24 protein-coding genes are annotated in these 25,538 nt (G+C 67.6%); 13 read left to right on the forward strand and 11 right to left on the reverse strand.

Annotated elements, in window-relative coordinates:
• Window positions 1-4: 4 nt before the first annotated feature.
• Window positions 5-1,048, reverse strand: a complete 1,044-nt coding sequence (gene cyoA, locus K2W61_RS12965; protein ID WP_175132356.1) for a ubiquinol oxidase subunit II — start codon at window positions 1,046-1,048, stop codon at window positions 5-7.
• A gap of 222 nt (window positions 1,049-1,270) precedes the next feature.
• Between cyoA and K2W61_RS12970 the strand changes: the two genes are divergently transcribed.
• Window positions 1,271-2,605: an MFS transporter gene (locus K2W61_RS12970; RefSeq protein ID WP_175132357.1), complete on the forward strand. Its 1,335-nt coding sequence runs from the start codon at window positions 1,271-1,273 to the stop codon at window positions 2,603-2,605.
• 60 nt (window positions 2,606-2,665) lie between these two features.
• Here K2W61_RS12970 and K2W61_RS12975 read toward each other — a convergent pair whose 3' ends face one another.
• Window positions 2,666-3,709 (reverse strand): histone deacetylase family protein, encoded by a 1,044-nt coding sequence (locus K2W61_RS12975; RefSeq protein ID WP_336885393.1) that lies wholly within the window; start codon window positions 3,707-3,709, stop codon window positions 2,666-2,668.
• 28 nt (window positions 3,710-3,737) lie between these two features.
• Window positions 3,738-4,313: a YdcF family protein gene (locus tag K2W61_RS12980; RefSeq protein ID WP_236755784.1), complete on the reverse strand. Its 576-nt coding sequence runs from the start codon at window positions 4,311-4,313 to the stop codon at window positions 3,738-3,740.
• A gap of 120 nt (window positions 4,314-4,433) precedes the next feature.
• Between K2W61_RS12980 and K2W61_RS12985 the strand changes: the two genes are divergently transcribed.
• The 4 genes from K2W61_RS12985 to K2W61_RS13000 all read left to right on the forward strand — a co-directional run bounded on the left by K2W61_RS12985 (window position 4,434) and on the right by K2W61_RS13000 (window position 9,062).
• Window positions 4,434-4,985 carry an RNA polymerase sigma factor gene (locus K2W61_RS12985; protein ID WP_236755785.1) on the forward strand — a complete coding sequence of 184 codons (552 nt, stop codon included), beginning with the start codon at window positions 4,434-4,436 and terminating at the stop codon, window positions 4,983-4,985.
• A 40-nt stretch (window positions 4,986-5,025) separates the two neighbouring features.
• Window positions 5,026-5,964 carry a FecR family protein gene (locus K2W61_RS12990; protein WP_236755786.1) on the forward strand — a complete coding sequence of 313 codons (939 nt, stop codon included), beginning with the start codon at window positions 5,026-5,028 and terminating at the stop codon, window positions 5,962-5,964.
• A gap of 196 nt (window positions 5,965-6,160) precedes the next feature.
• The gene (locus tag K2W61_RS12995; protein ID WP_236755787.1) at window positions 6,161-8,530 is read left to right on the forward strand and encodes a TonB-dependent siderophore receptor; all 2,370 of its coding nucleotides are present in this window, start codon (window positions 6,161-6,163) and stop codon (window positions 8,528-8,530) included.
• 130 nt (window positions 8,531-8,660) lie between these two features.
• On the forward strand, window positions 8,661-9,062 hold the full coding sequence (locus K2W61_RS13000; RefSeq protein ID WP_175132361.1) for a hypothetical protein: 402 nt from the start codon (window positions 8,661-8,663) through the stop codon (window positions 9,060-9,062).
• Window positions 9,063-9,150: 88 nt separating this feature from the next.
• Here the strand turns inward: K2W61_RS13000 and K2W61_RS13005 are convergent, their stop codons facing one another.
• The 3 genes from K2W61_RS13005 to K2W61_RS13015 all read right to left on the reverse strand — a co-directional run bounded on the left by K2W61_RS13005 (window position 9,151) and on the right by K2W61_RS13015 (window position 11,186).
• Window positions 9,151-9,753, reverse strand: a complete 603-nt coding sequence (locus tag K2W61_RS13005; RefSeq protein WP_175140491.1) for a hypothetical protein — start codon at window positions 9,751-9,753, stop codon at window positions 9,151-9,153.
• A 52-nt stretch (window positions 9,754-9,805) separates the two neighbouring features.
• The gene (locus K2W61_RS13010; RefSeq protein WP_175132363.1) at window positions 9,806-10,207 is read right to left on the reverse strand and encodes a hypothetical protein; all 402 of its coding nucleotides are present in this window, start codon (window positions 10,205-10,207) and stop codon (window positions 9,806-9,808) included.
• An 85-nt stretch (window positions 10,208-10,292) separates the two neighbouring features.
• Window positions 10,293-11,186 (reverse strand): LysR family transcriptional regulator, encoded by an 894-nt coding sequence (locus tag K2W61_RS13015; RefSeq protein ID WP_175140492.1) that lies wholly within the window; start codon window positions 11,184-11,186, stop codon window positions 10,293-10,295.
• A 107-nt stretch (window positions 11,187-11,293) separates the two neighbouring features.
• Here K2W61_RS13015 and K2W61_RS13020 point away from each other — a divergent pair, with 107 nt between their 5' ends.
• Window positions 11,294-12,292: a TerC family protein gene (locus K2W61_RS13020; protein WP_175132365.1), complete on the forward strand. Its 999-nt coding sequence runs from the start codon at window positions 11,294-11,296 to the stop codon at window positions 12,290-12,292.
• Between the two features lie 42 nt (window positions 12,293-12,334).
• On the opposite strand, the gene K2W61_RS13025 is transcribed toward K2W61_RS13020, so the two are convergent.
• On the reverse strand, window positions 12,335-13,045 hold the full coding sequence (locus K2W61_RS13025; RefSeq protein WP_175132366.1) for a serine aminopeptidase domain-containing protein: 711 nt from the start codon (window positions 13,043-13,045) through the stop codon (window positions 12,335-12,337).
• 148 nt (window positions 13,046-13,193) lie between these two features.
• Here K2W61_RS13025 and tam point away from each other — a divergent pair, with 148 nt between their 5' ends.
• Window positions 13,194-13,961 (forward strand): trans-aconitate 2-methyltransferase, encoded by a 768-nt coding sequence (gene tam, locus K2W61_RS13030; RefSeq protein WP_175132367.1) that lies wholly within the window; start codon window positions 13,194-13,196, stop codon window positions 13,959-13,961.
• Between the two features lie 211 nt (window positions 13,962-14,172).
• Window positions 14,173-15,396 carry an MFS transporter gene (locus tag K2W61_RS13035; protein WP_236755788.1) on the forward strand — a complete coding sequence of 408 codons (1,224 nt, stop codon included), beginning with the start codon at window positions 14,173-14,175 and terminating at the stop codon, window positions 15,394-15,396.
• A gap of 75 nt (window positions 15,397-15,471) precedes the next feature.
• On the opposite strand, the gene K2W61_RS13040 is transcribed toward K2W61_RS13035, so the two are convergent.
• The 3 genes from K2W61_RS13040 to K2W61_RS13050 form a co-directional block, all read right to left on the reverse strand.
• Window positions 15,472-15,807, reverse strand: coding sequence for a protealysin inhibitor emfourin (locus K2W61_RS13040; protein WP_175132369.1), 336 nt, complete (start codon window positions 15,805-15,807; stop codon window positions 15,472-15,474).
• Window positions 15,804-16,868, reverse strand: coding sequence for a M4 family metallopeptidase (locus tag K2W61_RS13045; protein ID WP_175132370.1), 1,065 nt, complete (start codon window positions 16,866-16,868; stop codon window positions 15,804-15,806). Before K2W61_RS13045 ends, K2W61_RS13040 begins: the two co-directional genes overlap by 4 nt.
• A gap of 147 nt (window positions 16,869-17,015) precedes the next feature.
• The gene (locus K2W61_RS13050) at window positions 17,016-17,465 is read right to left on the reverse strand and encodes an anti-virulence regulator CigR family protein (RefSeq protein WP_175140496.1); all 450 of its coding nucleotides are present in this window, start codon (window positions 17,463-17,465) and stop codon (window positions 17,016-17,018) included.
• Between the two features lie 303 nt (window positions 17,466-17,768).
• On the opposite strand from K2W61_RS13050, the gene K2W61_RS13055 reads away from it, so the two are divergent.
• Window positions 17,769-18,629 (forward strand): prohibitin family protein, encoded by an 861-nt coding sequence (locus K2W61_RS13055; protein ID WP_175132414.1) that lies wholly within the window; start codon window positions 17,769-17,771, stop codon window positions 18,627-18,629.
• Here the strand turns inward: K2W61_RS13055 and K2W61_RS13060 are convergent.
• Window positions 18,622-20,718 (reverse strand): EAL domain-containing protein, encoded by a 2,097-nt coding sequence (locus tag K2W61_RS13060; RefSeq protein WP_175132371.1) that lies wholly within the window; start codon window positions 20,716-20,718, stop codon window positions 18,622-18,624. The genes K2W61_RS13055 and K2W61_RS13060 overlap by 8 nt on opposite strands.
• Before the next feature lie 278 nt (window positions 20,719-20,996).
• Between K2W61_RS13060 and K2W61_RS13065 the strand changes: the two genes are divergently transcribed.
• From K2W61_RS13065 to fhuE, 4 genes are all read left to right on the forward strand, one after another.
• Entirely contained in the window at window positions 20,997-21,239 is a 243-nt protein-coding gene (locus K2W61_RS13065) for a hypothetical protein (RefSeq protein WP_236755789.1), read from the forward strand.
• Window positions 21,240-21,335: 96 nt separating this feature from the next.
• On the forward strand, window positions 21,336-21,839 hold the full coding sequence (locus K2W61_RS13070; protein ID WP_175132373.1) for an RNA polymerase sigma factor: 504 nt from the start codon (window positions 21,336-21,338) through the stop codon (window positions 21,837-21,839).
• A 52-nt stretch (window positions 21,840-21,891) separates the two neighbouring features.
• Entirely contained in the window at window positions 21,892-22,887 is a 996-nt protein-coding gene (locus tag K2W61_RS13075) for a FecR family protein (protein ID WP_175132374.1), read from the forward strand.
• 191 nt (window positions 22,888-23,078) lie between these two features.
• The gene (fhuE, locus tag K2W61_RS13080) at window positions 23,079-25,436 is read left to right on the forward strand and encodes a ferric-rhodotorulic acid/ferric-coprogen receptor FhuE (protein ID WP_236755790.1); all 2,358 of its coding nucleotides are present in this window, start codon (window positions 23,079-23,081) and stop codon (window positions 25,434-25,436) included.
• The last annotated feature ends 102 nt before the right edge of the window (window positions 25,437-25,538 follow it).

A 25,538-nucleotide genomic window follows, 5' to 3' on the forward strand; every position in this document is an offset into this window, starting at 1 on the left:
ACCCCTACAACGTCAGATCCGCCGTCGACGTGCACATGGCGCCGACATACTTGCGCGGCGGCGCGCCGGCCAGGCCGAGGCGCTCGCGCGTGGCCTCGTCCAGGCTGGCGATGTTGCGCGCGCCGGGAATGCCCAGGCCGCCGCGGGCGTCGATCGCCATGGCGTCACTCATGCACATGCGGTTCGGCTCCACGCAGCGGTTGACGATGGCGTCGAACAGGCCGGGGGCGACGCTGGCGTAGCGCTGCACCGGATTGCGTTCGCTCGGCTGTTCCAGTTTCAGGTAGGTGTCGCGGCCCAGCGTGGCGCCGGAGGCGCGGGCGTCGGCGATCCATTTGTCGAAGCCCTGCTGGTCCAGGCCATGGAAGCGAAAGCGCATGCCGGAAAAGCCCGCGCCGCTGTAGTTGGCGGACAGCCCTTCGTATTCGCCGGGGTGGTTGATGACGGCGTGCAGCGTGGTCTGCATGCCCGGCATGGCGTAGATCTGGCCGGCCAGCGCCGGGATGAAGAAGGAGTTCATCACCGTGGACGAGGTGATCTTGAACTGGATCGGGCGATCGACGGGGGCCGCCATTTCATTGACCGCGGCCACGCCCTGCTCGGGATACAGGAACAGCCATTTCCAGTCGAGCGCCACGACTTCGACCACCAGCGGCTTGGTGCCGGGCGGCACCTCGCGGCCTTCGGACAGCCGCGCCAGGGGGCGGTAGGGGTCGAGCTGGTGGGTGCTGACCCAGGTGAGCGCGCCCAGCGCGATGATGATCAACAGCGGCGCGGCCCAGATCAGCAGCTCCAGCACCGTGGAGTGGTGCCAGTCGGGGTCGTAGTGCGCATCGCGATTGCTGGCGCGATAGCGCCACGCGAACAGGAAGGTCAGGCAGATCACCGGCACGATGATGAGCAGCATCAGGCCGGTGGAAATGATGATGAGGTTGCGCTGCTGCAGCGCGATATCGCCCGATGGGGAGAGCAATACCGCATTGCATCCGGAGAGCAATGGCAGGGCGGCAAACAGGAACAATCCGCGGAGCCTTGGGAAAGACGGCATGGCCATACCCCGAAACGTAACCGTGGGAGTTAAACGCAACACTACGCTGGAAGCCGCGAAAAATCTAGGGTAAAAAGAGCAAAAGTATGCACGCGTAGGTGTGCGGGCCAGGGCTGGCCGCCAGCGCGGCACGGCACGCGAGTCCCGGCCGCATGTGCGTACGAGTGTGTTGCAAATTCGTAGACAAGGCGTTGTTCAAACATCCTTTCAGCGAGCACTCACATGGCGACCACCACGCATTATCCCGGCCACGCCTCCGCCTTGCCGGGCCAGGGCGCGACAGGCGCAACCGGCAGCCACGCCAAGGTGGCGCCCGGCGAGATCGCGGTGGGGGTCGTGATCGGACGCGCCTCCGAATACTTCGACTTCTTCGTTTTCGGCATCGCCTGCGTGCTGGTGTTTCCACGGGTGTTCTTTCCGTTCGAACCGCAGCTTGAAGGCACGCTGTGGGCTTTCGTCATCTTCTCGTTCGCGTTCATCGCGCGGCCCATCGGCACCGCGGTATCGATGGCGATCCAGCGGCGCTGGGGGCGCGGCACCAAGCTCACCATTGCGCTGTTCCTGCTCGGCACCGCCACGGTCGGCATGGCCTTCCTGCCGGGCTACAACGCCATCGGCTCGCACGCCATCGTGCTGCTGGCGGTGTTCCGCTGCCTGCAGGGGCTGGCCTTCGGCGGTTCCTGGGACGGGTTGCCTTCATTGCTGGCGCTGAACGCGCCGCCCAAGCGCCGCGGCTGGTACGCGATGCTGGGCCAGCTGGGCGCGCCCATCGGCTTCATGATCGCCAGCGCGCTGTTCCTGTTCCTGCATGTGACACTGACCGAGGCCGACTTCCTCGACTGGGGTTGGCGCTATCCCTTTTTCGTGGCCTTTGCCATCAACGTGGTGGCGCTGTTCGCGCGGCTGCGGCTGGTGCTGACCGAGGAATACACGCAACTGCTCGAAGAGGGCGAACTGGAGCCCATCAGCACTGGCCAGATGGTGCGCGAGCAGGGCTACAACCTGTTCCTGGGCGCGTTCGCGGCGCTGGCCAGTTATGCGTTGTTCCACCTGGTGACGGTGTTTCCGCTGTCGTGGATCGCGGTCAGCGCCACGCAACAGATTCCCGATGTGTTGATCGTGCAGATCATCGGCGCGGGCGTGGGCATCGTGGGCACCATCGCCTCGGGCTGGATCGCCGACCGCATCGGCCGGCGCACCACGCTGGGCGTGCTGGCCGCGCTGATCGGCGTGTTCGCACTGTTCGCGCCGTGGCTGCTGGGCGGCGGCCCCAAGGCGCAGGACGCCTTCATCCTGATCGGTTTCGCGCTGCTGGGGCTGTCCTATGGCCAGGCCTCCGGCACGGTGACGGCCAACTTCAGCAAACGCTTCCGCTACACCGGCGCGGCGCTGACCACCGACATGGCCTGGCTCATCGGCGCGGCTTTCGCGCCGCTGGTGGCGCTGGGGCTGTCCGCGCGTTTCGGGTTGGTGGCGGTCAGCATCTACCTGCTGTCCGGCACCGCCTGCACGCTGCTGGCCCTGCGCATCAACAAGGCGCTGGAGACGCGCGACTGACGGACCGATGAGGGCCGGACCCGGCCGCTGTGCGTATCCGCCGTCGGCCGCCGGGTTCGATCAAGCGGCGTAGCCTTCCAGCACGTTGGCGACGTTGGTGCCGACCTCGGCCACCGCATAGCCGCCTTCCATGGTGAATACCGTGGGCAGGCCCAGCCGGGCCAGCCGCGCGCCCACCCGCAGGTAGTCGGCGCTGCGCAGCTTGAACTGCGAGATCGGATCGCCTTCGTAGGTGTCCACGCCCAGCGCGACCACCAGCGCGTCCGGCCGGAAGCGGGCGATGGCGGCCAGCCCCTGTTCGAGCGCCAAGGTCCAGCCGGCGAAGTCGGTGCCGGCCGGCAGCGGCAGATTCAGGTTGGCGTCCAGGCCCGCGCCCTGGCCGGGTTCGTCGGCATAGCCCAGGAAGAAGGGGTATTCGGTGGTCGGGTCGCCGTGCACCGACACGGTCAGCACGTCGCCGCGCGCGTAGAAGATGCTCTGCGTGCCATTGCCGTGGTGGTAGTCGATATCCAGTACCGCGACGCGTTCGGCGCCGGCCTCGCGCAACGCCTGCGCCGCCAGGGCGGCGTTGTTCAGGAAGCAGTAGCCGCCGAAGAAATCGGCGCCGGCATGGTGGCCAGGCGGGCGCGTCAGCGCCATGGCGGCGCGCGGGCCGTTGCCGCCCGATATCGCGCGCGCGGCGTCGATGGCGCAGGCCGCGCCGGCGGCGGCGGCTTCCCAGGTGCCCGCCGTCAGCGGGCTGCCGCTATCGAACGAGAACAGGCCAACGCGCGCGGCGAAATTGCTGGGCGAGATGTCGTGGCGAAAGCCGCGCACCGGCCACACCGACGGCAGGATGTCGAGGTCGGCGTTGGCCGGGTCCAGCGCGATCCAGTCGCGCCAGGCGCTTTGCAGGAAGTCGACGTAGCGCGGGCTGTGCACGCGCCGGACCAGCTCCAGGTCGGGCGCGGCCGGCGCCTGCAGCGTGCCGATGCCGCGCTGGCGCAGGGCCTGCAGCACGTATTCGAGGCGGGCCGGGGTTTCGTGACAGGGCACCAGCTTGCCGCGGAACATTTCCTGGCGGCCATCGTGTTTGCCGTGGACGGGGTTGTGGAAGATATGCACGGTAGCGTCTGGGGAAAAGGAAGGGGAATTAGAGCGGCCGCATCGCGTACCAGGCGATGGCGGGCAGCTCGCGCAGGATGGAATACAGGTCCCGCGCCTCGACGAAGCGGGGCGAGGCGCCGCCGACCTCGGGCACGCCGTGGCGCCTGAGCGCCAGCATGGTGCGCGGCACGTGGAAGTACTGCGTGATGGCGATGGCGCTGACGTAGCCATGCTCGCGCATATAGGCGCTGGCGTGGATGGCGGTGGCCCAGGTGTCGTTGCCGAGGCTGTCGGCCACCACCCGGTCGGCCGGCACCCCGCGCGCGATCAGATAGTCGCGCATGACCGCCGCTTCGTCGCGGCCGGCCGGATCGACGCCGCCGCTGACGAACAGCACGCGGCAACGCGCGGCGGCGTAGCAGTCGTAGGCGCGGTCCAGCCGGGCCGCCAGGCGCGGCGACGGGTGGCCGTCGGCGTCCACCGTATTGCCCAGCACGACGGCGACCTCGGCGGCGGGGGCTGGGGCGGCAAGGCCCGCGGCAACGAGCGCGCCGGCCGCTGCCAAGGTCAGGCAGGCGAGCGCGGCAAAGCGGCGCAGGAAAAGTGTCTTCGGAATCGGCACGGGGGGGGTGGGGCGGTGGCTGTTGCGGCAAGAGCTTAAGCCAGATCGGCCAGGGGCGCCGTGGCAGTGGGGCAATTGCTGACGTGGCTGCGCTGCGGGTTCCTTGTGGTAATGAGAATCATGATCGATAATGCGCGACTTCTTTCCTTGCCCGTTCATGCCGCCATGTCCCGCCGTCCGCCGTCCGAAAAAGGTTGGCTCGCTCATTATCGCGAGCTGATCGGGACGTGGACGCGCCGCGGCGGCAGCCGCCATGATGCGGAGGACGCCGCGCAAGACGTGGTGGTCAACATGCTGCGCAACGGTGATGGCGCGGTGCTGGACCCCAAGGCCTATCTGTACGGCGCCAGCCAGAACCGGCTCAATGGGGAAGTGCGGCGCCAATTGCGGCACGACCTGATCGCGCTGGACGAGTTGTCGGATGCCGATCATCCCGCGCACCAGGATCCCGATTCCGCGTTGCGCGCGGCGCGATTGGCCGATGCCCTGAAGGCCGCCCTGGCCGAGTTGCCTTTGAAGTGCCAGCAGGTCTTCCTGTGGAACAAGCTCGAAGGCTATACGCAGGCTGAAATCGCGGGGAAACTGGGGCTGACACAAAGCACCGTTGAAAAGCACATGAAATGCGCACTCGGCCATATCCAGAAACGGTTGCAAGATCATGCCCCGCACTGAGCTTTCCCACCAAGCCGTTGAGGCGCTTCAGGCCCAGGCCGTGCATTGGTTCACGCGCGAGCGATTGGGCACGCTGGATGACGCGGCGCGGGCGCAACGCGACGCCTGGCTGGCTGCCGACCCCGAGCACGCGCGCCGATACCATGCCGTCCAGGCGATGTGGCGGGTGGCTGACCATCTGCCGCAGGACGAGATGCGGGCCATCCTGGCGCGCACCGATGAAGCGCCGCGCGCTTTGCCGCGCCGGCGCCTGGCGTTGGGACTGAGCGTCGCCTGTGGGGTGGCGCTGGTGGCGGGCGTGATGGGCCCCCAGCTGTGGGCGCCGACAGCGGAATTCAGGATGGCCCTGTCCACGGCGCAGGGCGAGCGCAGCCGACACACGCTGCCCGATGGTTCGTTGCTGGAGTTGAATACCGGCACGCAGGTCGACGTTGCGCTCTACCCCGATCGCCGCGAGGTCGAGCTGGCGGCGGGGGAGGCCCTGTTCACGGTCAGTCCAGACGCCGCGCGGCCATTTGTCGTGACTGTGGGCCAGGCGCGCGTGCGAGTGACGGGAACGCGCTTTAATGTCCGACGCGATGGCGACGCCGTGACGCTCGCCGTGGAAGAGGGCCGTGTCCAGTTTTCCGCTGGGCCGTGGTGGAACCGGCGCACGCGCCGGCTCACGGCCGGCTATGTCGCGCACTATACGCCGGGCGCCGAGCTCGAAGCGCCGCGCCAGGAGAACGTGGCGGCCATTACGGCATGGCAACGCGGCCGGCTGGTGTTTCGCGACACGCCGCTGCGGCAGGTGGTGGCCGAACTGAACCGCTATCTGCGCGAGCCGCTGAGAATCGACGATGCCACGCTGGCACGCCTGCGTGTGGCGGGCACGCTGCCAATCGACGACCCTGAGGCCGTTCTGGATGTGCTGCCGCGGATTGCACCGGTGATCGTGCTCTATCCCGCTGGCGGTGGCCGGGTGCTGGCGCCCCGCTGACGCGCTGTGCGGTGGCTTGCGATGATACATTTAGTTTCAATAATTATACCGAGAATCATTCCGGTTTTTCTCCAATCGTGGCGTCTACCCCTTGAAGGGGTGCGTGCTCGCTCGCCGATCTCGACCCTGGAAGCGACCTTTGGCCAAGGGTGTGGGGCGCAACATGCGCGGGTAGGTGTACTGGAATGTTCTATTCATGGTGGACAAGCAAGTGATTTGGCGCGCGGAGCAAGCGCGCAAGTGGGCTCGGATGCAAGGGCGCGCGCAATGCGGCGCGCTGGCCGTGGCCTTGGCATTGGCCTGCGGCGCGATGCCGGCGGCGCAGGCGCAATCGGCGCCAGTGGCGATCAGCATCCCGGCCCAACCCTTGGGTGATGCGCTGATCGCATTGGGCGAGCAGGCGTCGCTGGTGATCTTCTATCTGCCGGAAACCGTGCGAGGGCGCGGCGCGCCCGCGGTGTCGGGCACGTTGACGCCCGACGAGGCGCTGCGCAGCCTGCTGGCCGGCACGGGCATCACCTTCCAGCGCGATGGCCGCAATGTGTCGTTGGCGCCGCCGTCCGGCGGTACCGCGCAACTGGAGCCGGTGACGGTGCGCGGCGTTGCCGTGGGCACGGCCGACAGCTACGTCGCGCTGAACTCGGCGAGCGGCAAGCTGGACGTGCCGCTGATCGAGACGCCGCGCTCCGTGTCCATCGTGACGCAGGAGCAGATCAAGATGCAGGCGCCGCGCAGCCTGGAAGGCGCGTTGGCCTACACCCCGGGTGTGCAGACGGAAGTGTCGGGATCGAGCGACGCGCGCATGGTCGGTGCGGTTATCCGGGGTTTCAGCGACGGCAGCGCCTACTACAAGGACGGCCTGAAACAGTTGTCCAGCGGCACGTACGCGTCGTGGAACGACAATCTGGACGAGTTGGACAGCATCGAGGTGCTGAAAGGGCCGGCGTCCGTGCTGTACGGCCAGGGCCGTCCTGGTGGCGTGATCAACGTGGTGTCCAAGCGGCCTACGCCCGGCCAGGTCAATAGCGTGGGTCTGAGCTACGGCACCTATGACCGGCGCCAGGCCACGGCGGATCTGGGCGGGGCGTTCGACCAGGACCAGAAAGTGCTGTATCGCCTGAACGTGACGGGCCGCAAAAGCGACGGCCGCACCGACGGCTCGCGTGACGACCGCCTGTCGGTGGCACCGTCGGTGTTGTGGAATATAAGCAGCCAGACGCGGCTGACGGTCTTGGGCACGTATTCGAAAGAACGGGCCACGCCCAAGAGTTGGTGGCCGAACCTGTTCACCTATCCAGCGATCAAGGACCTGCCCCTGAAGCGTACCGCCGGCGATCCGGATTTCGATCGTTTCGACCGCACCACCAAATCCATTGGCTACGCTTTCGAGCACGACACGGACAACGGATGGCGCTTGCGCCAGAATCTGCGCTATTCCGAGATCGACATCGACTATCGCCACCTCTACGCGATGGACCTGCTGGCCGACCAGCGCACCGTCACGCGCGGCAGCCTTGCCCAGCAGACCAACGGCAAGACGCTGGCCGTGGACAGCCGCGCCACGCGAGATTTCCAATGGGGCGACCTGAGCCATACCTTCGCGGTGGGCGTGGATTATCTGCGCTACAAGGAGCACGACGGATTGGGGTTTGGCTGGGATGTGCCTAACCTGGACATCTATGCGCCGGTGTACGGGCAACAGGTGGCGTATCCCGACCTGGATTACAGCCGCACCGATTTGAAGCAAACCGGTATCTATACCCTGAACCAGCTGAAGTGGAACCGCTGGGTCGGCAACGTCAGCCTGCGCCGTGACATCGTGCGGACTACCCAGAGCAGTGTCACGCAGCCCCGGGTCAACGATGAGGCCACCACCGGCAGCGTGGGCCTGCTGTACCTGTTCGACAGCGGCCTCGCGCCGTATGTCAGTTATGCCACGGCGTTCGATCCCATAACCGGCCAGAAATTCGACGGCAGTCCGTTCAAGCCTCGCGAAGGCAAGCAGTACGAGGCTGGACTGAAGTACCAGCCGCCGGGGGCCGATGCATTGTTCACGGCCGCTGTGTTCGACATTCGCCAGACGAACGTGGCCACGCAGGATCCAGACCATCCGCGCTTCAATGTGCAGACCGGAGAGGTTCGTTCGACGGGCCTGGAGCTCGAGGCCAAGTTTCCGCTGTCGCGCGAACTCAGCGTGATGGCCGGCTACACCTATCTGGATCCGCGCACCACCCGCAGCAACCGGCCGGCCGAGGTGGGCCGCCAGACGGTACAGACCGCCAGGCAGACGGCCAGTCTGTGGCTGGACTATCGGCCGCGGCAGGTGCAGGGCCTGATCCTGGGGGGCGGCGTGCGCTATCGGGGCAAGTCACCCGTCAACGTGGCGGCGGACGGTTCGACCAATTACAACCCCGCCTTTACGCTGGCGGACGTCGCGGTGGCCTATGAAACGCCGCGCTACCGCATCGCGTTGAACGTCAACAACGTCTTCGACAAGCGCTACTACACCTACACGTTCCGCGGGATGGAACGCGAGGCGATGCTCAGCGTGAATTACTACTGGTAGCGTCAGGCGGCCACTTCTGGAACGGGGGGCTTCGGGCGCGGCGCGATCTCGCCGGTAACCGAGCCGCCGAGGGTCGCGGCGGCGCGGGGTTCCTGGGTAGAATCATCGGATAGCTTGCGATGCGCCTGCCATGAACCTTCCGTTCCCCATCCGTCAAGAATGTCCCCCGGGCGCCTGTATGTGCGACCGCGACCGGCTGCTGGCCGATCCCGCGGCCGACGTGCGCATCCTGCGGCTCACCAAGGAAGAGGAAAAGCGCCTGGTGGCGCGGCTCGAGAACATCACCAGCCTGGAAGATCTGCGCGCGATGCAGGGCCGCATGCAGGCGCAACTGGGCATCGTGGTGCGCATCGTCCCCAGTGACAACGAGGTGCGCACCTCGCGCGGCATCGCCATCCAGCTCGACGACCAGCCCGGCCTTTGCCGCAAGACGCGCTCGTCGATTCCGGCCGCCATCCGCCGCGGCTTCGACAACCGGCCCGAAATCGTCTACGCCCTGCTGAACGAGCGCGATCTGCTGCATGGCGCCTAGGGCGTGTGGGCGGCGCCCCGCTGTATGAGCCGGCCGGGTGCGCCGGCCTGCCGGCAGAAGCGCGCGGCACGACGCCCGGCGGGCGCCGCTAGCGTGCGCGCGGCACGACGCAGGGCATGAGCGGAGTCACCTCGCTTGGCGCGCGGCCCGCCTCGGGGCGGTGGTCGCGCGGCTTGCCGGCGCGCGCGGGATAGGCCAGCAGGACCGCGCTGCCGGGCGCGAGGCGCGGCGCTTCGGGGCCGCCATAGGCCACCGTCCAGCCGCGCACGGCCAGCGGCGCCAGCGTGTATTGCAGCGCCGATCCGGGCGAAACGTGGGCGACCTTGCCGGCGTACAAGTCCTGCTGGCGGGTTTCGACACCGTCGATCATGCGGTAGGTAGCGATGCTGACCGGCGCGGCCGATTCGCCGTGGCGCGCCAGGATGGCGGTGGCGTATCTGCCCGGCGCGATGACGCCCAGGCTGACGTCGAAATTGTCCAGGGCCTGGCCGGCGGCGTCCAGCCGCACGCCGGTGATGTCGACGCGCGCCAGCGGCGCCGAGCCGGTGTTGCGCACCCGCACGCTGTACTGGCCCGAGGTTCCGGTCAGCGTGCAGACCTCGATGCCGTAAGGGGCCGGGCCCGCATGGGCGGGCGCCAGCGCCGCGAGGGCGACGGGCAGGATGGCGGCGCGAAGGAATCGGGACGGCACGGCATGCTCCTGTAGGGAGGCAGCGCGCCGGGACGCCGCGTTGCCTGCCTTATTACACCACTTGGCGGCCGGGGCCGTCGCCCTGCGGGCGCCTGCCGGCCAGCCAGTGCAGGATCAGCGCCAGCACCAGCAGGGCGGCCATGATGAAGCCCCAGAACAGCCAGCCCAGCACGGCGATCCAGGTGCCCAGGCTGCCGGCGGCGGGCAGGATCTGGTTCAGGCCCTGCACCAGCCAGACCAGGCCGGATTGCAGTGACTGGATCAGGCCGGCGTCGACCCAGGGGGCGGCCCAGGCGGGCGCGGCCCATTGGGCAGAGCCGATGGCCGTGGCGCCGGGCACTTGCGCCGAGGCGATGGTGGCCAGCACCCAGTCGGTCAGTTGCAGCGTCAGCGCCACCAATCCGGTCCATAGCGCGGCCAGCACGGCGAAACCGAGCCAGATGATCTTTTTCATTGCGGGGTACTCCGGTGATTCAAGAAAGAAACGTCACGATAGAGCGGAAATGGTTTCTAAAAAACCAGTATGTATGTGACAAACATTAAGAAAAAACCGAAGTCTTGGCATGCGCCAGTATCCGCTGCACCAATGGATGATGCTGTCCGCGCCGGTTGCGGATGCCGTGGATTTCCTCGTGCACGCTGTCGCAGCGCGCCAGCGGCCGCAGGCCGCGCAGCAGGCCGACATCGTCGCCGCCCAGGCGGCTGAGCGGGAATACGCCCAGGCCGCGCGCGGCGAACACCGACATCAGCGCGCTGTCCTCGAATTCGCCCACCACGTTGGGCCGCAGGCCCTGGTCATTGAACCACCGGTCCAGCGTCTGGCGCAGCACCGAATGGCCGGTGGGCAACAGCACCGGCAGGCGCTCCAGGCAGCGCGGGAAGTCCTGCGTGTCGGCCTTGCGCACCAGCCGCGCTGGACCGTACCAGTCCACCGGCGAGGACACCAGCCGGTCGCTGGTCAGGCGCAGGTTGGGGTTGGCCGGCGCGCCCTGGCCGGCCAGCACCAGGTCCAGGTGGTGGCGCGCCAGCTCGCCCAGCAGCTCCTCGACCTCGCCCTCGTGACAGGTCAGGCGCAGGTCGGGCGTGTCCAGCACCGGGCCCAGCAGCGCATGGGCGGCCAGCTTGGAGATGCCGTCCGACAGGCCCACCGACAGCCGGATCACCGGCTTGGTGGCGGCGGCGCGAACCTCCTGCGGCAGTTCCTGGCCGATCTGGAAGATCTCCTCGGCGCGGGCGAAGGCGGCCTGGCCGGCGTCGGTCAGGGCCACGCCGCGGCCGGCCGGGCGCAGCAGCTGGTGACCCAGGTTCTTTTCCAGTTCGCGCACCTGGGCGCTGATGGTCTGGATGGCCATGTCGAGCCGCTCGGCGGCGCGCGAGAAGCCGCCTTCCTTGGCGACCATCCAGAAGTAATACAGGTGGCGGTAATTGAGCATGGCGACATTCACTTCGGTTTTTTCGAACCATAACTCACTTTCAGGCTGATTTCTCGATCTGCCCGAGATCCGGATCATGAGGGCCTTCACCTACACGCGGGAACATCATGGAAGCCTTGCTCTCATTTCTACAAGCCGACTTCGCCGGCACGCCGGCCTGGAGCTGGCTGCTGTTCATCGGTATCGTCATCGCCCTGCTGGTCTTCGACCTGGGGGTGCTGCACAAGGAAGACCGCGAGATCGGCGTGCGCGAAAGCCTGCTGCTGTCGGCCGGCTACATCTCGGCCGCGTTGCTGTTCGGCGGCTGGGTCTGGTGGCAGATGGGCCCGGCCAGCGGCATGGCCTACTACACCGGCTTCCTGATCGAGAAATCGCTGTCGCTGGACAACGTCTTCGTGATCGCGCTGATCTTCAGCTTTTTCGCCATTCCGCGCCAGTTCCAGCACCGCGTGCTGTTCTGGGGCATCCTGGGGGTGATCGTGCTGCGCGCCATCATGATCGGCCTGGGCGCCGCGCTGGTCAGCAACTTCGGCTGGTTGATGTACCTGTTCGGCGCGTTCCTGGTGTTCACCGGCATCAAGATGTGGATGATCGCGGACCAGGAGCCGGACATCGCCACCAACCCGATTTTGAAGTTCCTCAAGCGCCGCATGCGCGTCACGGAAGGCCTGCGCGGCAACGCCTTCTGGGTGCGCGAGCCGGACGCGGCCACGGGCAAGACGGTGCGTTGGGCCACGCCGCTGTTCCTGGCCCTGGTGCTGATCGAGTTCGTGGACCTGTTGTTCGCGGTGGATTCGGTGCCGGCGATCTTCGCCATCACCACCGACCCGTTCATCGTGTACACCAGCAACATCTTCGCCATCCTGGGCTTGCGCGCGCTGTACTTCGCGCTGGCGGCGATGATCCACCGCTTCCACTACCTGAAGTACGCGCTGTCGCTGGTGCTGGTGTTCATCGGCACGAAGATCTTCCTGGTCGGCTTCATCGGCAAGATCCCCGCCGTGGTGTCGCTGTCGGTGACCTTCGGACTGATCGGTGGCGGCGTGCTGTTCTCGCTGTGGAAAACCCGCTCGGGCGCGCCGCAGCCTGAGTTGAAAACGGAGTAAGCACGGCACTTTTGCAGGGCCCGCCCATGGCGGGCCCTTTTTTCATGGGCCGGCGGATGCCGGTTCGAGCGCGCGCAGAAAGCCGGTGATGGCCTCGGCCGCGGCCTCGGGCGCGGCCTGCAGCAGGCAATGCGGCGCCTCGATGCCGATGAGGCGGGTCTGTGGCGCCAGCCGCGCGACCAGCGCGGCGGCGGCGGCGGGCACAACGCGATCATGGCGGGCCTGCAGGTACAGCAGCGGCATGCGCACAGCGGCAAACGTTGCGGTCTGGTCGGCGGCCATCACCGCTTTGAGCCGTGCCTGCATGACAGCGGGCGCGACCTGGGCGACGGCCTGGTCCAGCGCGGCGCGCAACGCCGGCGTGCCGTACGCGCCCAGCAGCAGATGATGCAGGATCGCGCGCGGCATCAGCTTGAGCGGCAACCAGCCGGCCAGGGGGCGCGCCACGCCCAGCCGGGGATAGGGCGCCCGGATGAACGAGGCGCACAGGATCAGGCCGCGCAGGTTCGGCGGCGGGGCGGCGGCGATGGCGGCGCCCAACGGCCCCGAGAACGATTCGGCCAGCAGCACGAAGGGCGCCTGCGCGGGCAGGGCCTGCCGTACCCGCGGTTCCAGCGCGGCGTAGCCGAGGGGTTCGGTGGTGGGATAGCGCACCACCACGGGCGGCGGCGCGGGCGGCAGCGCGGACAGCAGCGGGCCGAACAGATCGCCGGTGCCGTCCATGCCGGGCAACAGGACCAGGTGGGTCGTCATTCACGATGTTCCGAAGAGGCGATAACCGCATTCTGACAGGCCATTGGCATATTCAGTGGATATGTATTGATAGCGCTGTATATATTTGTCATATGGAAAGAGCCGGCGTAGAGTGCGGAACGTATCCAGACCCGCGCAAGGAGCCGTCATGACCTGGTCCGCCAAACAGTATTCCGCCTTCGAAAGCGAACGCACGCGCCCGGTGCGCGACCTGGTTGCAGCATTGCCCAACGAGGCCGTCGCGACCGCCATTGACCTGGGCTGTGGCCCGGGCAATTCCACCGAGGTGTTGGCCAGCCGCTACCCGCGGGCCGACGTGACCGGCATGGACAGTTCCGACGACATGGTGCAGGCCGCGCGCAAGCGCCTGCCGTCGATTGCCTTCGAACTGGCCGACATCGAAACCTGGAACCCGCCGCACCAGTATGACGTGATCCTGGCCAACGCGGCGCTGCAATGGGTGCCGGACCACGCCACCCTGTATCCGCGCCTGGTGGGCAAGCTGGCACCAGGCGGCAGCCTGGCGGTGCAGACGCCCGACAACATGGAAGAACCCGCCCACCGACTGGCGCGCCAGATTGCCGCCGAGGGGCCCTGGGCCGGCAAGATCGGCGGCGTGAGGCATCCACCGCGCCACAGCGCCGCCTGGTATTACGAATTGCTCAAGCCGCATTGCGATCGCCTGGATGTATGGCGCACGACCTATATGCATCCGCTGGCCGGCGCGCAGGCCGTGGTGGAGTGGTTCAAGGGCACGGCCCTGCGGCCTTACCTGAACGAGCTGGATGCCGGCGAGCAGGCCGCGTTCCTGGCGCGTTACCAGGAAGCGATTGCGCGCGCTTATCCGGCGCTGGCGGACGGCACCGTGCTGCTGCCGTTCCCGCGGCTGTTCCTGGTGGCGGGGGCGAAGCCCTGACGTAACGCCGCCGGCGCTGCGCCCGATGGCCCTAGGCCCTGGCGGCGCGCCAGTGCGCGTTCGCTCATGGCCAGGCGCCGGCCTCATTCGGACACCGTGCTGCGATCGGCCGGGTCCGCTCGCAGCGACTCGGCGATGTCTTGGCTGGATTCAGGGATATTTTGTCATTATCTCGAAACTCAGCAGCGCCGATTTTGCCTATGCTGGCGGCATGCATGCCTCTCCCGCCTCCCAACGCCCCGTCCTGCTGATCGCGGGCATTCTCTTCATCGCCATGGCATTGCGCGCGCCGGTCACGGGCGTGCCGCCGCTGGTCGGCCTGATCCGCGCGCAGCTTGGATTGTCGAATACCGCCGCCGGCATGCTGATCACGCTGCCGCTGCTGGCCTTCGCGGTCGTCTCGCTGGTGTCAGCCGGCATGGCGCGCCGCCATGGCCTGGAGCGCACCCTGTTCCTGGCGCTGCTGCTGATCGCTGGCGGCATCGTGCTGCGCAGCCAGGGCCAGGCCTGGGCGCTGTACCTCGGCACCGCGGTGATCGGATCGGGCATCGCCATTGGCAATGTATTGCTGCCCAGCCTGGTCAAGCGTGACTTTCCGCAGCGCGTGGCCGGCCTGACCTCGGCCTACGTGCTGACCATGAGCATCGCCGCCGGCGCGGCCTCGGCGTTGGCGGTGCCGCTGGCCAGCCTGGCCGGCGACGACTGGCGTTTCTCCACGTTGTGCCTGCTGGCGATTCCGGTGGCCGCGGGACTGTTGTGGCTGCCGCAGCTGGCCAACCATACGCCGCCGGCGTCTTCCACCACGCACGCGCCGCACGGCGGGCGGCTGTGGCATTCGGCGCTGGCCTGGCAGGTGACGCTGTACCTGGGCATCAATTCGTTTGTGTTCTACGTGGGCGTGAGCTGGCTGCCGGCGATCCTGCGCGATATCGGCTATTCGGCCGAGCGGGCCGGCTCGCTGCATGGGCTGCTGCAATTGATGTCGGCCGGGCCGGCCTTGTTTCTGGCGCCGGTGGTGCGGCGCATGCAAGACCAGCGCGCCGCCGCCTTCTGCGCGGCGGCGTCCTCGCTGGCGGCATTTGCCGGCCTGATCGTGGCGCCGGGCTGGGCCACGCTATGGATCGTGTTGCTCGGGTTGGGCACGGGCGGCGGCATCATCCTCGGCCTGACGTTCGTGGGGTTGCGCGCCAGCCATGCGCAGCAGGCGGCGGCGCTGTCCGGCATGGCGCAGTGCGTCGGCTATCTGTTCGCGGCCAGCGGGCCGGCGCTGGTTGGCGCCATGCACGACCGGCTGGGTGGATGGACGGCGGCGCTCGGGCTATGCGCCGCGCTGTGCGTGGCGATGGCGGGCTGCGGCCTGCTGGCGGGGCGCGCGATCCAGATCGGCCAGTTCCGGACGCCGCCGGCCAAGGCAGCGCCACGCGCGCCACGGTGACGCGGCCGCGCGGGGCGCTAATGCGCAAGCGCGCCGGGTCCGGCCGCTGGCCGGGCGCCTTTTCCGGCCTGCGCGTCAGCGGTCCTCCGGTGCGCGCCACAGGCGCACCAGCGCGTCCGGCGCCTGCGCCTCCGGCACGTCGAAGACCAGGCGGGTGGCGGCGCCGCCGGCTGGATCGCGGAACTCCAGTTCGATATGGAAGTAGCGCTGGTCGCCGCCCTGCCTGGCGCAATCCGGCGTGGCCAGCGGGGCGGTGCGTTGCAGGGCTTCGCCGACTTCCTGGCGCAGTCCGGGCGGGCAATGGGTCAGATCGATGCGGCGGGTGTGCGCCAGGCCGGGCAGGTAGGCCAGGCCGCCTTCGCGCGTCAGACTGACGCGCAGCGCGAACTCGAGCGGGGGCAGCTCGATCATGATGTCACGCCCACTGCCGCCCAGGCGTCGGCCACGGCCTTGCGCGCGGCTTCGCCGTGCGAATCGCGCGCCACCTCCAGCGTCAGGCGCGCGAACGTGGCGAAGTCGGCGTCGTGGCGCAGCCGCTTGTCGCGCAGGGTGTCGTACCAGATGCGCCCGGCCACTTCCCAGGCCGCGCCTTTCAGGGCGATCGCGGCCAGGTGGAAGGCCCGGTTCGGAATGCCGGAATTGATGTGCACGCCGCCATTGTCCCGCGGCGTATCGACGTAGTCGCGCATGTGGGCCGGCTGCGGGTCCTTGCCCAGCACCGGATCGTCATAGGCGCTGCCGGGCTCGGCCATCGAGCGCAGCGCGCGCGCCTGCAGCCGCGGCAGGAACAGGCCCGCGCCCACCAGCCAGTCGGCCTCGCGCGCCGTCTGGCCCAGCGAGTATTGCTTGACCAGGGCGCCAAACACGTCGCACAGCGATTCGTTGAGCGCGCCGGACTGGCCCTGGTAGGCCAGCGCCGCTTCGCTGTCGATGACGCCGTGGGTGAGTTCGTGGCCGACGATGTCGACCGCCACCGTGAAGCGGTTGAACACCTCGCCGTCGCCGTCGCCGAACACCATCTGCGTGCCGTTCCAGAAAGCGTTGTCGTAGTCGTCGCCGTAGTGCACGCTGCCCACCAGCGGCATGCCGGCGCCGTCGATGGAATCGCGCTGATAGACGTCGCGGAACAGCCTGTAGGTCGCGCCCAGGTGATCGTAGGCCTCATCGACCGCCGCATCGCCACTGGCGCGTTCGCCCTCGGCGCGCACCAGTTTGCCGGGCAGCGCGGTGGTATTGGCCGCGTCGTGCACAGCGCGTTGCGGCGTGCCGGCGTCGCGGCGCGCGCCGGCCGGCAGCTCATGGGCGCGCCGCGGCTGCGCCGCCATGTCGCGCAATCCGCGTTGCTGCTGGTCGATGATGAGCGTCTTGACCGCCGGCATGCTGACGCGCGCGTCGGCATGTTGTGCCAGGCGGTCCAGGACATAAGGCGGGATCACGCCGATCAGGGGCGTGGACGCGGAAGGGCGCGGCATGGTCGATCTCCCTGCGAGGTCATGGGGGACATGGCGCGCGGGCCGGGCCCGCGGCAGCCTTCACGGTAGCAGATCGGATGCGCGCGGACGTAACAGTGTGCGGCGCGATGCCAGGAACGTTAAATGCGCGCCCCGGATTGCGCCGTGTTAGTCGAACACGCCAGCCAGCACGTCGGCGACGACGCCGGTCGCGATGGCGATGAGAATCAGGTCGTTGCCGGCCACGCGCCATTCATAGCCCGGATGCACGGGCAGGCGCGTCAGCATCGGGCCCGGCACCATCTTCTTGGCGATCCCGGGCGGCAGCGGCTTGCCGCGCGCAAGGTTCTTGCGGATGCCGGGCGGCAGCGCGCCGTAGCCGGTGGCTCCGGCCTGCACGGCGTAGCCGCGCGCGGTCGAGACGCTGATGCCGGCGGTGCTCAGGGTCACGCTGAGGTGGGTATCGGCGTCGCGGCCGCCGCCATTGTTCTTGCCGTTACCGTTGCCGTGGCCGGCATGGTCCGGCTTTCCGCGGTTTTCAGGGGGGGCCGACCAGGCCGGCGCGATAAGGGCGGCACAGGCCAGGGCGGTCAGGAAAGCGGCGAAATGGCGGCGCATGATGCGATCCCAGTAGTGTGGCGCGCACAGCGTAGCGCAATGCCGGAACGCGCACTGTCTCTATTGGCAAGTGGTTTTTCTCATTGCAACAACCGTAACCTTTCATGCCGCTGACTCGGGCTAGAATCGCTCGCTTCCATTCCGGGGGAAAAGCCAGATGCGATATTTCCTGATCTTGGTGGGGGCGGCCGCGGTCGCCTACTTGCTCGCGCGCGGCATCGCCGCCGTGCTCTCGGATCGTAAACGCAATAAATCAGAAAGGGACTGAAAGTGAAGCCGACCGACCTCCAGATCGTCAAGTCCGTGAAACCACGCAGCCTGAAGCTGGCCATCGGCACGGCGGTGTTGTTCGTGTTGATCCTGTGCCTGGCGTTCGGTTCCTGGTTCCAGGTGGACCAGGGCGAGCGCGGCGTGGTGTTGCGCAATGGCAAGCTGGTGCGCGTGTCGGAGCCGGGCCTGGATTTCAAGACGCCGTTCATCGACACCGTGATGATGGTGTCGGTGCGCGACCACACCTTCGTGTTCGAAAAGCTCGAAGCCTACAGCTACGACCAGCAGCCCGCCACGCTGCGCGTGTCGGTGACCTACCGCGTGCCGGCCGAGCACGTGGCCGAGCTGTACTCGGAGTACGGCACCATCGGCAATCTGCAGATGCGCGTGCTCGAGCGCAAGACGCCCGACGCGGTCAAGAATGTTTTCGGCCAGTACACCGCCGTGCGCGCCATCCAGGAACGCCAGAAGCTGGGGCTGGACGTCAACAACGCTGTCCACAAGACCATGGAAGGCGCGCCGGTGCAGGTGGTGGGCGTGCAGATCGAGGAAGTCGGTTTCTCGCAGGCCTACGAGCATTCGATCGAGCAGCGCATGCTGGCCCAGGTGCAGATCGAGACCACGCGCCAGCAGAAGGAAACGGCGATGATCAACGCCGAGATCCAGGTGGTCAAGGCCAAGGCCGAAGCCGACGCGCGCCGTCAGCAGTTCACCGCCGAGGCCGACGGCATCCGCATGCGTGGCGAAGCCGAAGCCGCGTCGATCCGCGCCAAGGCCGAGGCGCTGGCCGCCAATACCAACCTGGTCAGCCTGAACGCGGTCGAGAAATGGGACGGCGTGCTGCCGGCGACCCAGGTGCCGGGATCGGCCCTGCCGTTCATCGGCATCAAATAGCGGCGGCGCTGCCGCCGGGCACGGCGGCGGGCTGTTCGCGCCGCGCGAACGCCATCATGGCGTCGCCCGACAGCGCCTTGCTGTAGAACCAGCCCTGCACGATGATCTCGGCGCTGGATTCCAGCGCTGTCAGCTGTTCGCGCGTTTCCACCCCTTCGACGATGATCCGCAGGTCGAGCGCCTCGCAAAAGCGCAGCAGGCCGCTCATCACCTGCGCGCCGCGCTCGCTGCCCTGCGCCTGCACGAAGCTGCGGTCGATCTTGACGGCGTCGATCTCGAACTGGTGCAGGTAGCTCAGGGCCGAATAGCCGGTGCCGAAGTCATCGATGTAGACCTGGCAGCCGATCGCGTGCAATCGGTCGAAGGCGGTGTGCAGGGCCTGCGCGTCTTCCACCAGCGCGTCCTCGGTCAATTCCACCGACACCTGGCCTTGGGCCTGCTCCAGCACCTTGATGAGCTTGTCCAGGTATGACGCGGACGTCAGCGTGCCGCTGGTGACGTTGATGGTCAGCGGCAGGCTGAAGCCCGCCAGGCGCCAGGCGCGGCATTGCAGCACCGCCTGCTTGGCCACCCACAGGTCCACTTCGCGCATCAGATCGGCCTGCGCCAGCCAGCGCAGGAATTCCAGCGGCGCCTGCTGCAAACCTTCCGGGCCGGTGGCGCGCAGCAGCGCCTCGCAGCCGGTGCAGCGGCCGCTGCGCAGCGACACCTGCGGCTGGTATTCGAGATAGAAGTCGTACTCGCTGATGGTGCGGATGCGCGAGATCTCGGCGCTGCGACGGGCGCGATTGGCGTAGGTGGAAACCACCGGGTCGTGCGCAAACAGCAGCGATTCTTCCTGCAGACGCGGAAACGTGGTGTCCAGCGACTTGAAGTAGACCGTGGCGTCGGCCTTGCGCTGCCGTTCCAGCGCCACCACGAACGGCGCGTAGATGCAGGCGCCGAGCGCGATCAGGAGCAGTTGCAGGACCACGCCGCCGACATGGCCGCCGGCGCCGAGATAGGCGTTGAGCAGCACGGGCGAGGTCAGCGGCAGCGTGACGCTGGCCGGCTCCAGCCAGCCGGCCTGCACCACGGCCAGCGCGATCAGCACGTTGCACACCGGCGCCAGGACAAAGGGCAACAGCAGGCGCGGATTGAGGATCAGCGGCAGGCCGAACAGCAGGATCTCGTTGACGTTCAGCAGTGATACCGGAATGCTGGCCAGCGCCAGCAGACGCAGGGATTCGCTGCGCGAGAACAGCAGGATGGCGGCGACCAGCGACAGCGTCGCGCCGGCGCCGCCGATGAAGACGAAGGCGCCCAGCAGGGTGCCGTTCAGGGCATACATGCCCTCGTAACCGGCGGCGGCGCTGGCGGCGTTCAGTTGAGTGGCCTGGTCCAGCACATCGATGATGGGCGACAGCGCGTGGTAGCCGTGGATGCCCAAGAACCAGAAGAGGGAATTCAGCGCCGCAATCACCGGCCCGGTGGTGAAGGGGCTTTCGAGCGACGCCAGGTCCAGCGGGATGTCGAACTGCGCCACCCCGGGGATGCGCAGCAGCGCGGTGACCGCCAGCGCCACGACGCCGGCGGTCAGCAGCCCGGGTATCACCATGTTGAGGGTGCCGCGCACGTTCTCGCCGATCAGCCCGTCCGGCGCCAGCCGGGTCCAGGGGCGCCGGTGCAGCAGGGCCAGCAGCGGCACGCAGCCCAGCGGCAGGAGGAGGGCGATGCACAGGATCAGGGTGGCGGCGGCGTGCGGATACGGCGCCAGCAGGGCGGTGGCGATGACCACGTATGACAGGCACAGGAATGCCGCGGGCAGGTTGGGCACGCGGTAGCGGATCGACATCATGTAGCCGACCGAGGTGCTCACTAGCATCGGCATGATGGCGTTGAGCCGACTATGGACGTCGGCCAGCGCCTCGGCGACGGCGACGGGCAGTCCCAATTGGCGGGCCAGCACCGACAGCACCAGGAACAACGCGGCCACCAGCAGGCATGGCATCGTCCAGAGCAGGCCTTCCCGTATGGCGCGCAGTCCGTTCGCGCCCGCCAGGGCCGCCAGCCGATCTTTCGGATAGCGCATGAAGCTCGATGTCGGCATACGGGTTCGCCCCAAATGGCCCCCTACCGAGGAGGGCTTGCACGGGGCGCGGGTGTGTTGCCGGCTCCCGGGTTTGTAAGAATCCTTTGCCGCATCCTAGCGCCGGAGTTCCCGCTTTAGCAATCGAGTTTCGGAAAAATCCTAGGGATTCCCCCCTGTCAAGAATTGAAAAGCGGGCGCATCGTGTGCTTATCGGGAGGCAGGCATCGCTATACGATTGAACGCGGTCCCCCGCGGGACCGCGCCTTCGGAACAGGCTGGATCAAGAGGGAGACGGGATGTCGCAGTTGGAATGGGTGTCTGGCGACACGGCGCCGGAACGGCAGGGCTATTACGAAACGCGGTTCGACACGGGCGGCACCGCGATCACGCTGTACAGCGTGCTGGGCTGGATGCCGGCCAAGGCGCCCGGCAACATGGTGAGCTGGCGCGCCTTGCCGCCTGCCGTCGAGCGCGAGCATGCCGAGCGGCACATCCAGGAACTGCGCGGGGCGCAAAGCCACGTACCGATGGATTACTAGCGCGCGGACACGGCTTGGCCGGCCGGGCGCGCTTGCGATAATGAGAATTGTTTGTAAAATCCGCAGCGTCGCTACCCTACGCCACCGGATCGTTCCATGTCCCGCCCCGTTTCGCCTCGCCCCGGATGGCTCGCCTGCTATGACGAGTTGATTGGCGCGTGGAGCCGTCGTTCGGGCAACCGGCACGACGCCGAAGATGCCGCGCACGACGCGATCGAACACCTGCTCAGGGCCGACGGCAGCGTGGCGGCCAAGGCGCGTGGCTATCTGTTCCAGGCGGCCGGCCATCGGCTGATCGACCGTTGGCGCCGCCAGCGCCGCGAGCAGCATGTGCCGCTGGATGAACTGGGCGAGCACGACGAACCCGTGCAGGCCGATCCCGACGGGCCGGTGCGCGCGGCGCGGCTGGCTGACGACCTGGCGCGGGTGCTGGCTGAACTGCCTCCCAAGTGCCGCCAGGCCTTCGTGCTGAACCGCATCGAGGGCTGGACTCAGGCCGAAGTGGCCACCCATATGGGGCTGTCCAAGAATATGATTGAACGCTACGTCATGCGAGCGATCGAACACGTGCGGGAACGCCTGCGCGAGCACAATCCGTGACGCGGTTTTCCTTCACCCCAGTTCCGCGCCACGGCGCGAGCCACAGCCAACGATGACCGAGTCCTGCTCCCGCGATGCCGACGATCCGCGCCAGCCCGCTACCGCCGCCTGGTGGTTTGCCCGCTGGCATTCGGGCGACATGACGCGGCGCGAGCGGCGCGCGTTCGCGCGTTGGCGCCGCGAGCAGCCGGATGCGGCGCGCGAATTCGACCGCATGCAGCAACTGGGCCAGGTCGCCGGGCAACTGCCGCGCGACCGGGTGCGCGACCTGCTGGGCGGCGCGGTGCCGGCCCGTCCGCCCCGCCGCCGCATCGCGGCGCCGTTGCGCTTCGCTTTCGCTTGCGCGGTAGTGGCGATGGTGGCGCTGGTCACCTGGTGGAGCCTGCCCAGCGAGGCGCCCACCTATGCCACGGTGGTGGGCGCCGACCGGGGCGAGCGCAAGCAGATCACCCTGCCCGATGGTTCGGTGCTCGAGATCAACGGCAGCACCCTGGCCGAGGTCAAGTTCTATGGCGGCCGCCGCGAGGTCGAATTGCAGGGCGGCGAGATCCTCTTCAGCGTCAGTCCGGATGCGGACCGGCCCTTCATCGTGCGCGCGGGCAGCGGCGAAGTGCGCGTGACCGGCACGGTGTTCGATGTGCGCCGCGACGAAGACGTGGTGACCGTGCTGGTGCGCTCCGGTACCGTCGAAGTAACCGGCGGCCATTGGTGGAACCTGGGCCTGGCGGTGTTGCGTGACGGCCATGGCATCCGTGTGCCGGGCAGCGGCGCCATCGGTGTTCCGGCTCCGGCCGACGTCGATACCGCGCTGGCCTGGCAGACGGGCAGGGTGGTGTTCAAGAACGCCCCGCTGGCCGACGTGGTGAGCGAGATGAACCGCTATCTGGCCACGCCGCTGCGGCTGACCGACAGCAAGGCAGGCCGCCTGCGGGTGTCGGCTTCGTTCAGCCTGGATCGGCCCGAGGCGTTGCTGGAGGCGCTGCCGGCCGTGGCGCCGGTGAAGTTGGTGCCGGCCGCCAATGGCGCCATCGATGTGACCCTGCGCTAGGCGGTATCGAGAACCAGGCACGCCGCGCCGTTACAAAATAATCGTCCCCCGCATTCAGGTTTTTTAGCGTCGGCATCGTTCTAGGAGAGAAGGCGCGCCGCGCCCTGTCTCCGCAAGGAGACTTCCTTCTTGCCCTCGAACCGAAACTGTCGCTGATCGTGAATGCTTCCTCCAGGCGCCGCGCGCGCGCCATGCCCCGTATCGTTCTCTCTTCCCTGATGTTGTCGTTGGCCATGACGACGGGTGTCTGCGGCGCGGCCGGGACGCAGGCGCCCGCGGTGGCGGTCGACATCGCCGCCATGCCGCTGGGCGAAGCCCTGCTGCTATGGGCCGCGCAGACGCGCCAGCGCGTGTTCTATGCCCCTGAACTGGTGGCCGGGCTGCAAACGCCGGGCCTGCGCATGAATGCCAGCCCGGCGCAGTCGCTGGCGCGCTTGCTGCGGGGTTCCGGCGTGGGCTACCGCTGGCAGGGCGACAGCATCGTCCTGACGCGCCAGGAGCAAACGGCGAGCCTGGCGCCGGTCACGGTGCTGGGCGCGGGCGATCCGGTCGTGACCGAAGGCACGGGGTCCTACACCACACCCGCGACGGCGGCGGCCACGGGGCTGTCGTTGTCGCTGCGCGAAACGCCGCAGTCGGTCACGGTGGTGACGCGCCAGCGCATCGAGGACCAGAACCTGCGTTCGCTGGACGAGGTGATGGGCAACGTGGTCGGCGTGCAGGTGGTGGCCGAAGACAGTGACCGCACCGATTTCTGGTCGCGTGGCTTTTATATCGATAGCCTGCAGTACGACGGCGTGCCGACCACGATCGGCTTGTCGATGTATGGCGAGTCCAACAACGATTCCATCATCTACGACCGCATCGAAGTGGTGCGCGGGGCCACCGGCCTGATGACGGGCGCTGGCAATCCGTCGGCCTCGATCAACCTGGTGCGCAAGCATGCCAACAGCCGCGAATTCACCGGCGAGGTCAACGCGGGCATGGGTTCGTGGAACCGGTATCGCGGGTCGGTCGACCTGACGACGCCGCTGAACGCGGCGGGCACGGTGCGCGCGCGCATGGTGACGCTGTACCAGAAGACCGATTCCTACATCGACTACTACCACGCCGACAAGAAGGTGTTCTATGGGGTGATCGACGCGGACCTGACACCGGCCACGCAACTGAGTGTCGGCATGGACTACCAGGACAAGCGGCCGCGCGGCTCGACCTGGGGCGGCCTGCCGGTCGTGTTCAGCGATGGCACGCCCACCGATTGGCGTCGCTCCAAGAGCAGCGCGGCCGACTGGACCTATTGGCACACGACGCAGCGCACGGCCTTCGCGACGCTGTCGCACCGCTTCGACAACGATTGGGAAGCGCGGCTCGCGTGGTCGCAACGCAAGAGCAAGTATGACGCCAAGCTGTTGTGGTTCAGCGGCCTGCCCGATCGCGCCACCGGCGCCGGTTGGCGCGGCTTTCCCGGCTACTGGAATTCCTATGCGCAGCAGACCGCGCTGGATCTGCTGGTCAAGGGGCCATTCCAGTTGCTCGGCCGTCGCCACGAGCTGGTGCTGGGTGCCTCGCGCAGCCGCTACAGCGAGGATTTCTACAGCTACGCCCGGCCCGCGTCGATGCCGCCGACGGGCTCGTTTCATGACTGGGACGGCTCCTATCCCGAGCCCGCCTGGGGCGCGTCGACGCTGCGCGACACCGTGACGCACCAGCGCGGCGTGTATGCCGCCGCGCGCTGGTCGTTTACTGACGATGTGACGCTCATCACTGGCGCCCGCCACGCATCCTGGAAGTCGCGCTCGCCCACCCGCGACCAGCGCGACTCGCGCCTGTTGCCATACGCCGGCGTGGTGATAGACCTGGATCGCACCTATTCGGCCTACGCCAGCTATACCGACATCTTCCAGCCGCAGGACTACCGCGACCGCAATGGCAACTACCTGGACCCGGTCGCGGGGCGGAACTACGAAATTGGCCTCAAGGGCGAATACCTGGAAGGCCGGCTGAATGCGTCGGTGGCATTGTTCAAGGTCAAGGAAACCAAGACCGCCGTGCCGGATCCAGGCTATGTGGTGCCGGGGTCGACCGATGGCGCCTACCGGACAGCCGACGGGGTCACCACGCGCGGCATCGAGATGGAACTGACCGGCCAACTGGCGCCAGGATGGAACACCACGCTGGGCGGCACCTACTACACCAGCCGCGACGTGCATGGCGTATCGGTCAATACCGAGCGGCCGCGCGCCTCGGCCACCCTATTCACGACTTATCGCCTGCCAGGTGCCTGGAACAAGCTGACGCTGGGCGGCGGCGCCAACTGGCAGATCAGCACCTATAGCAAGGTGCAGCTGAACGAAGGCAGTGTTACCGCCCGGCAGAAGGCGTACGCGGTGTTCAACCTGATGGCACGCTACGACTTCAGTTCGCACCTGTCGGCACAGCTGAACCTGAACAACCTGTTCGACAAGAAGTACTACCTGGGAGGCGTGGCCAATCAGGTGTATTACGGCGAGCCTCGCAACGTCTTTCTGAATCTGAAGGCGACGTTCTGAATGTGGCGTTCTGGCGGCGCGCGGGCGAAGCCCGGGAGGCGCGCGCAAGCATCGGCGGGAATGGGATAAAATAGTAACAATTCCCATTTAGATTGCTCGCGA

Source organism: Achromobacter pulmonis (assembly GCF_021733725.1).
Classification (GTDB): Bacteria; Pseudomonadota; Gammaproteobacteria; order Burkholderiales; family Burkholderiaceae_B; genus Achromobacter; species Achromobacter pulmonis.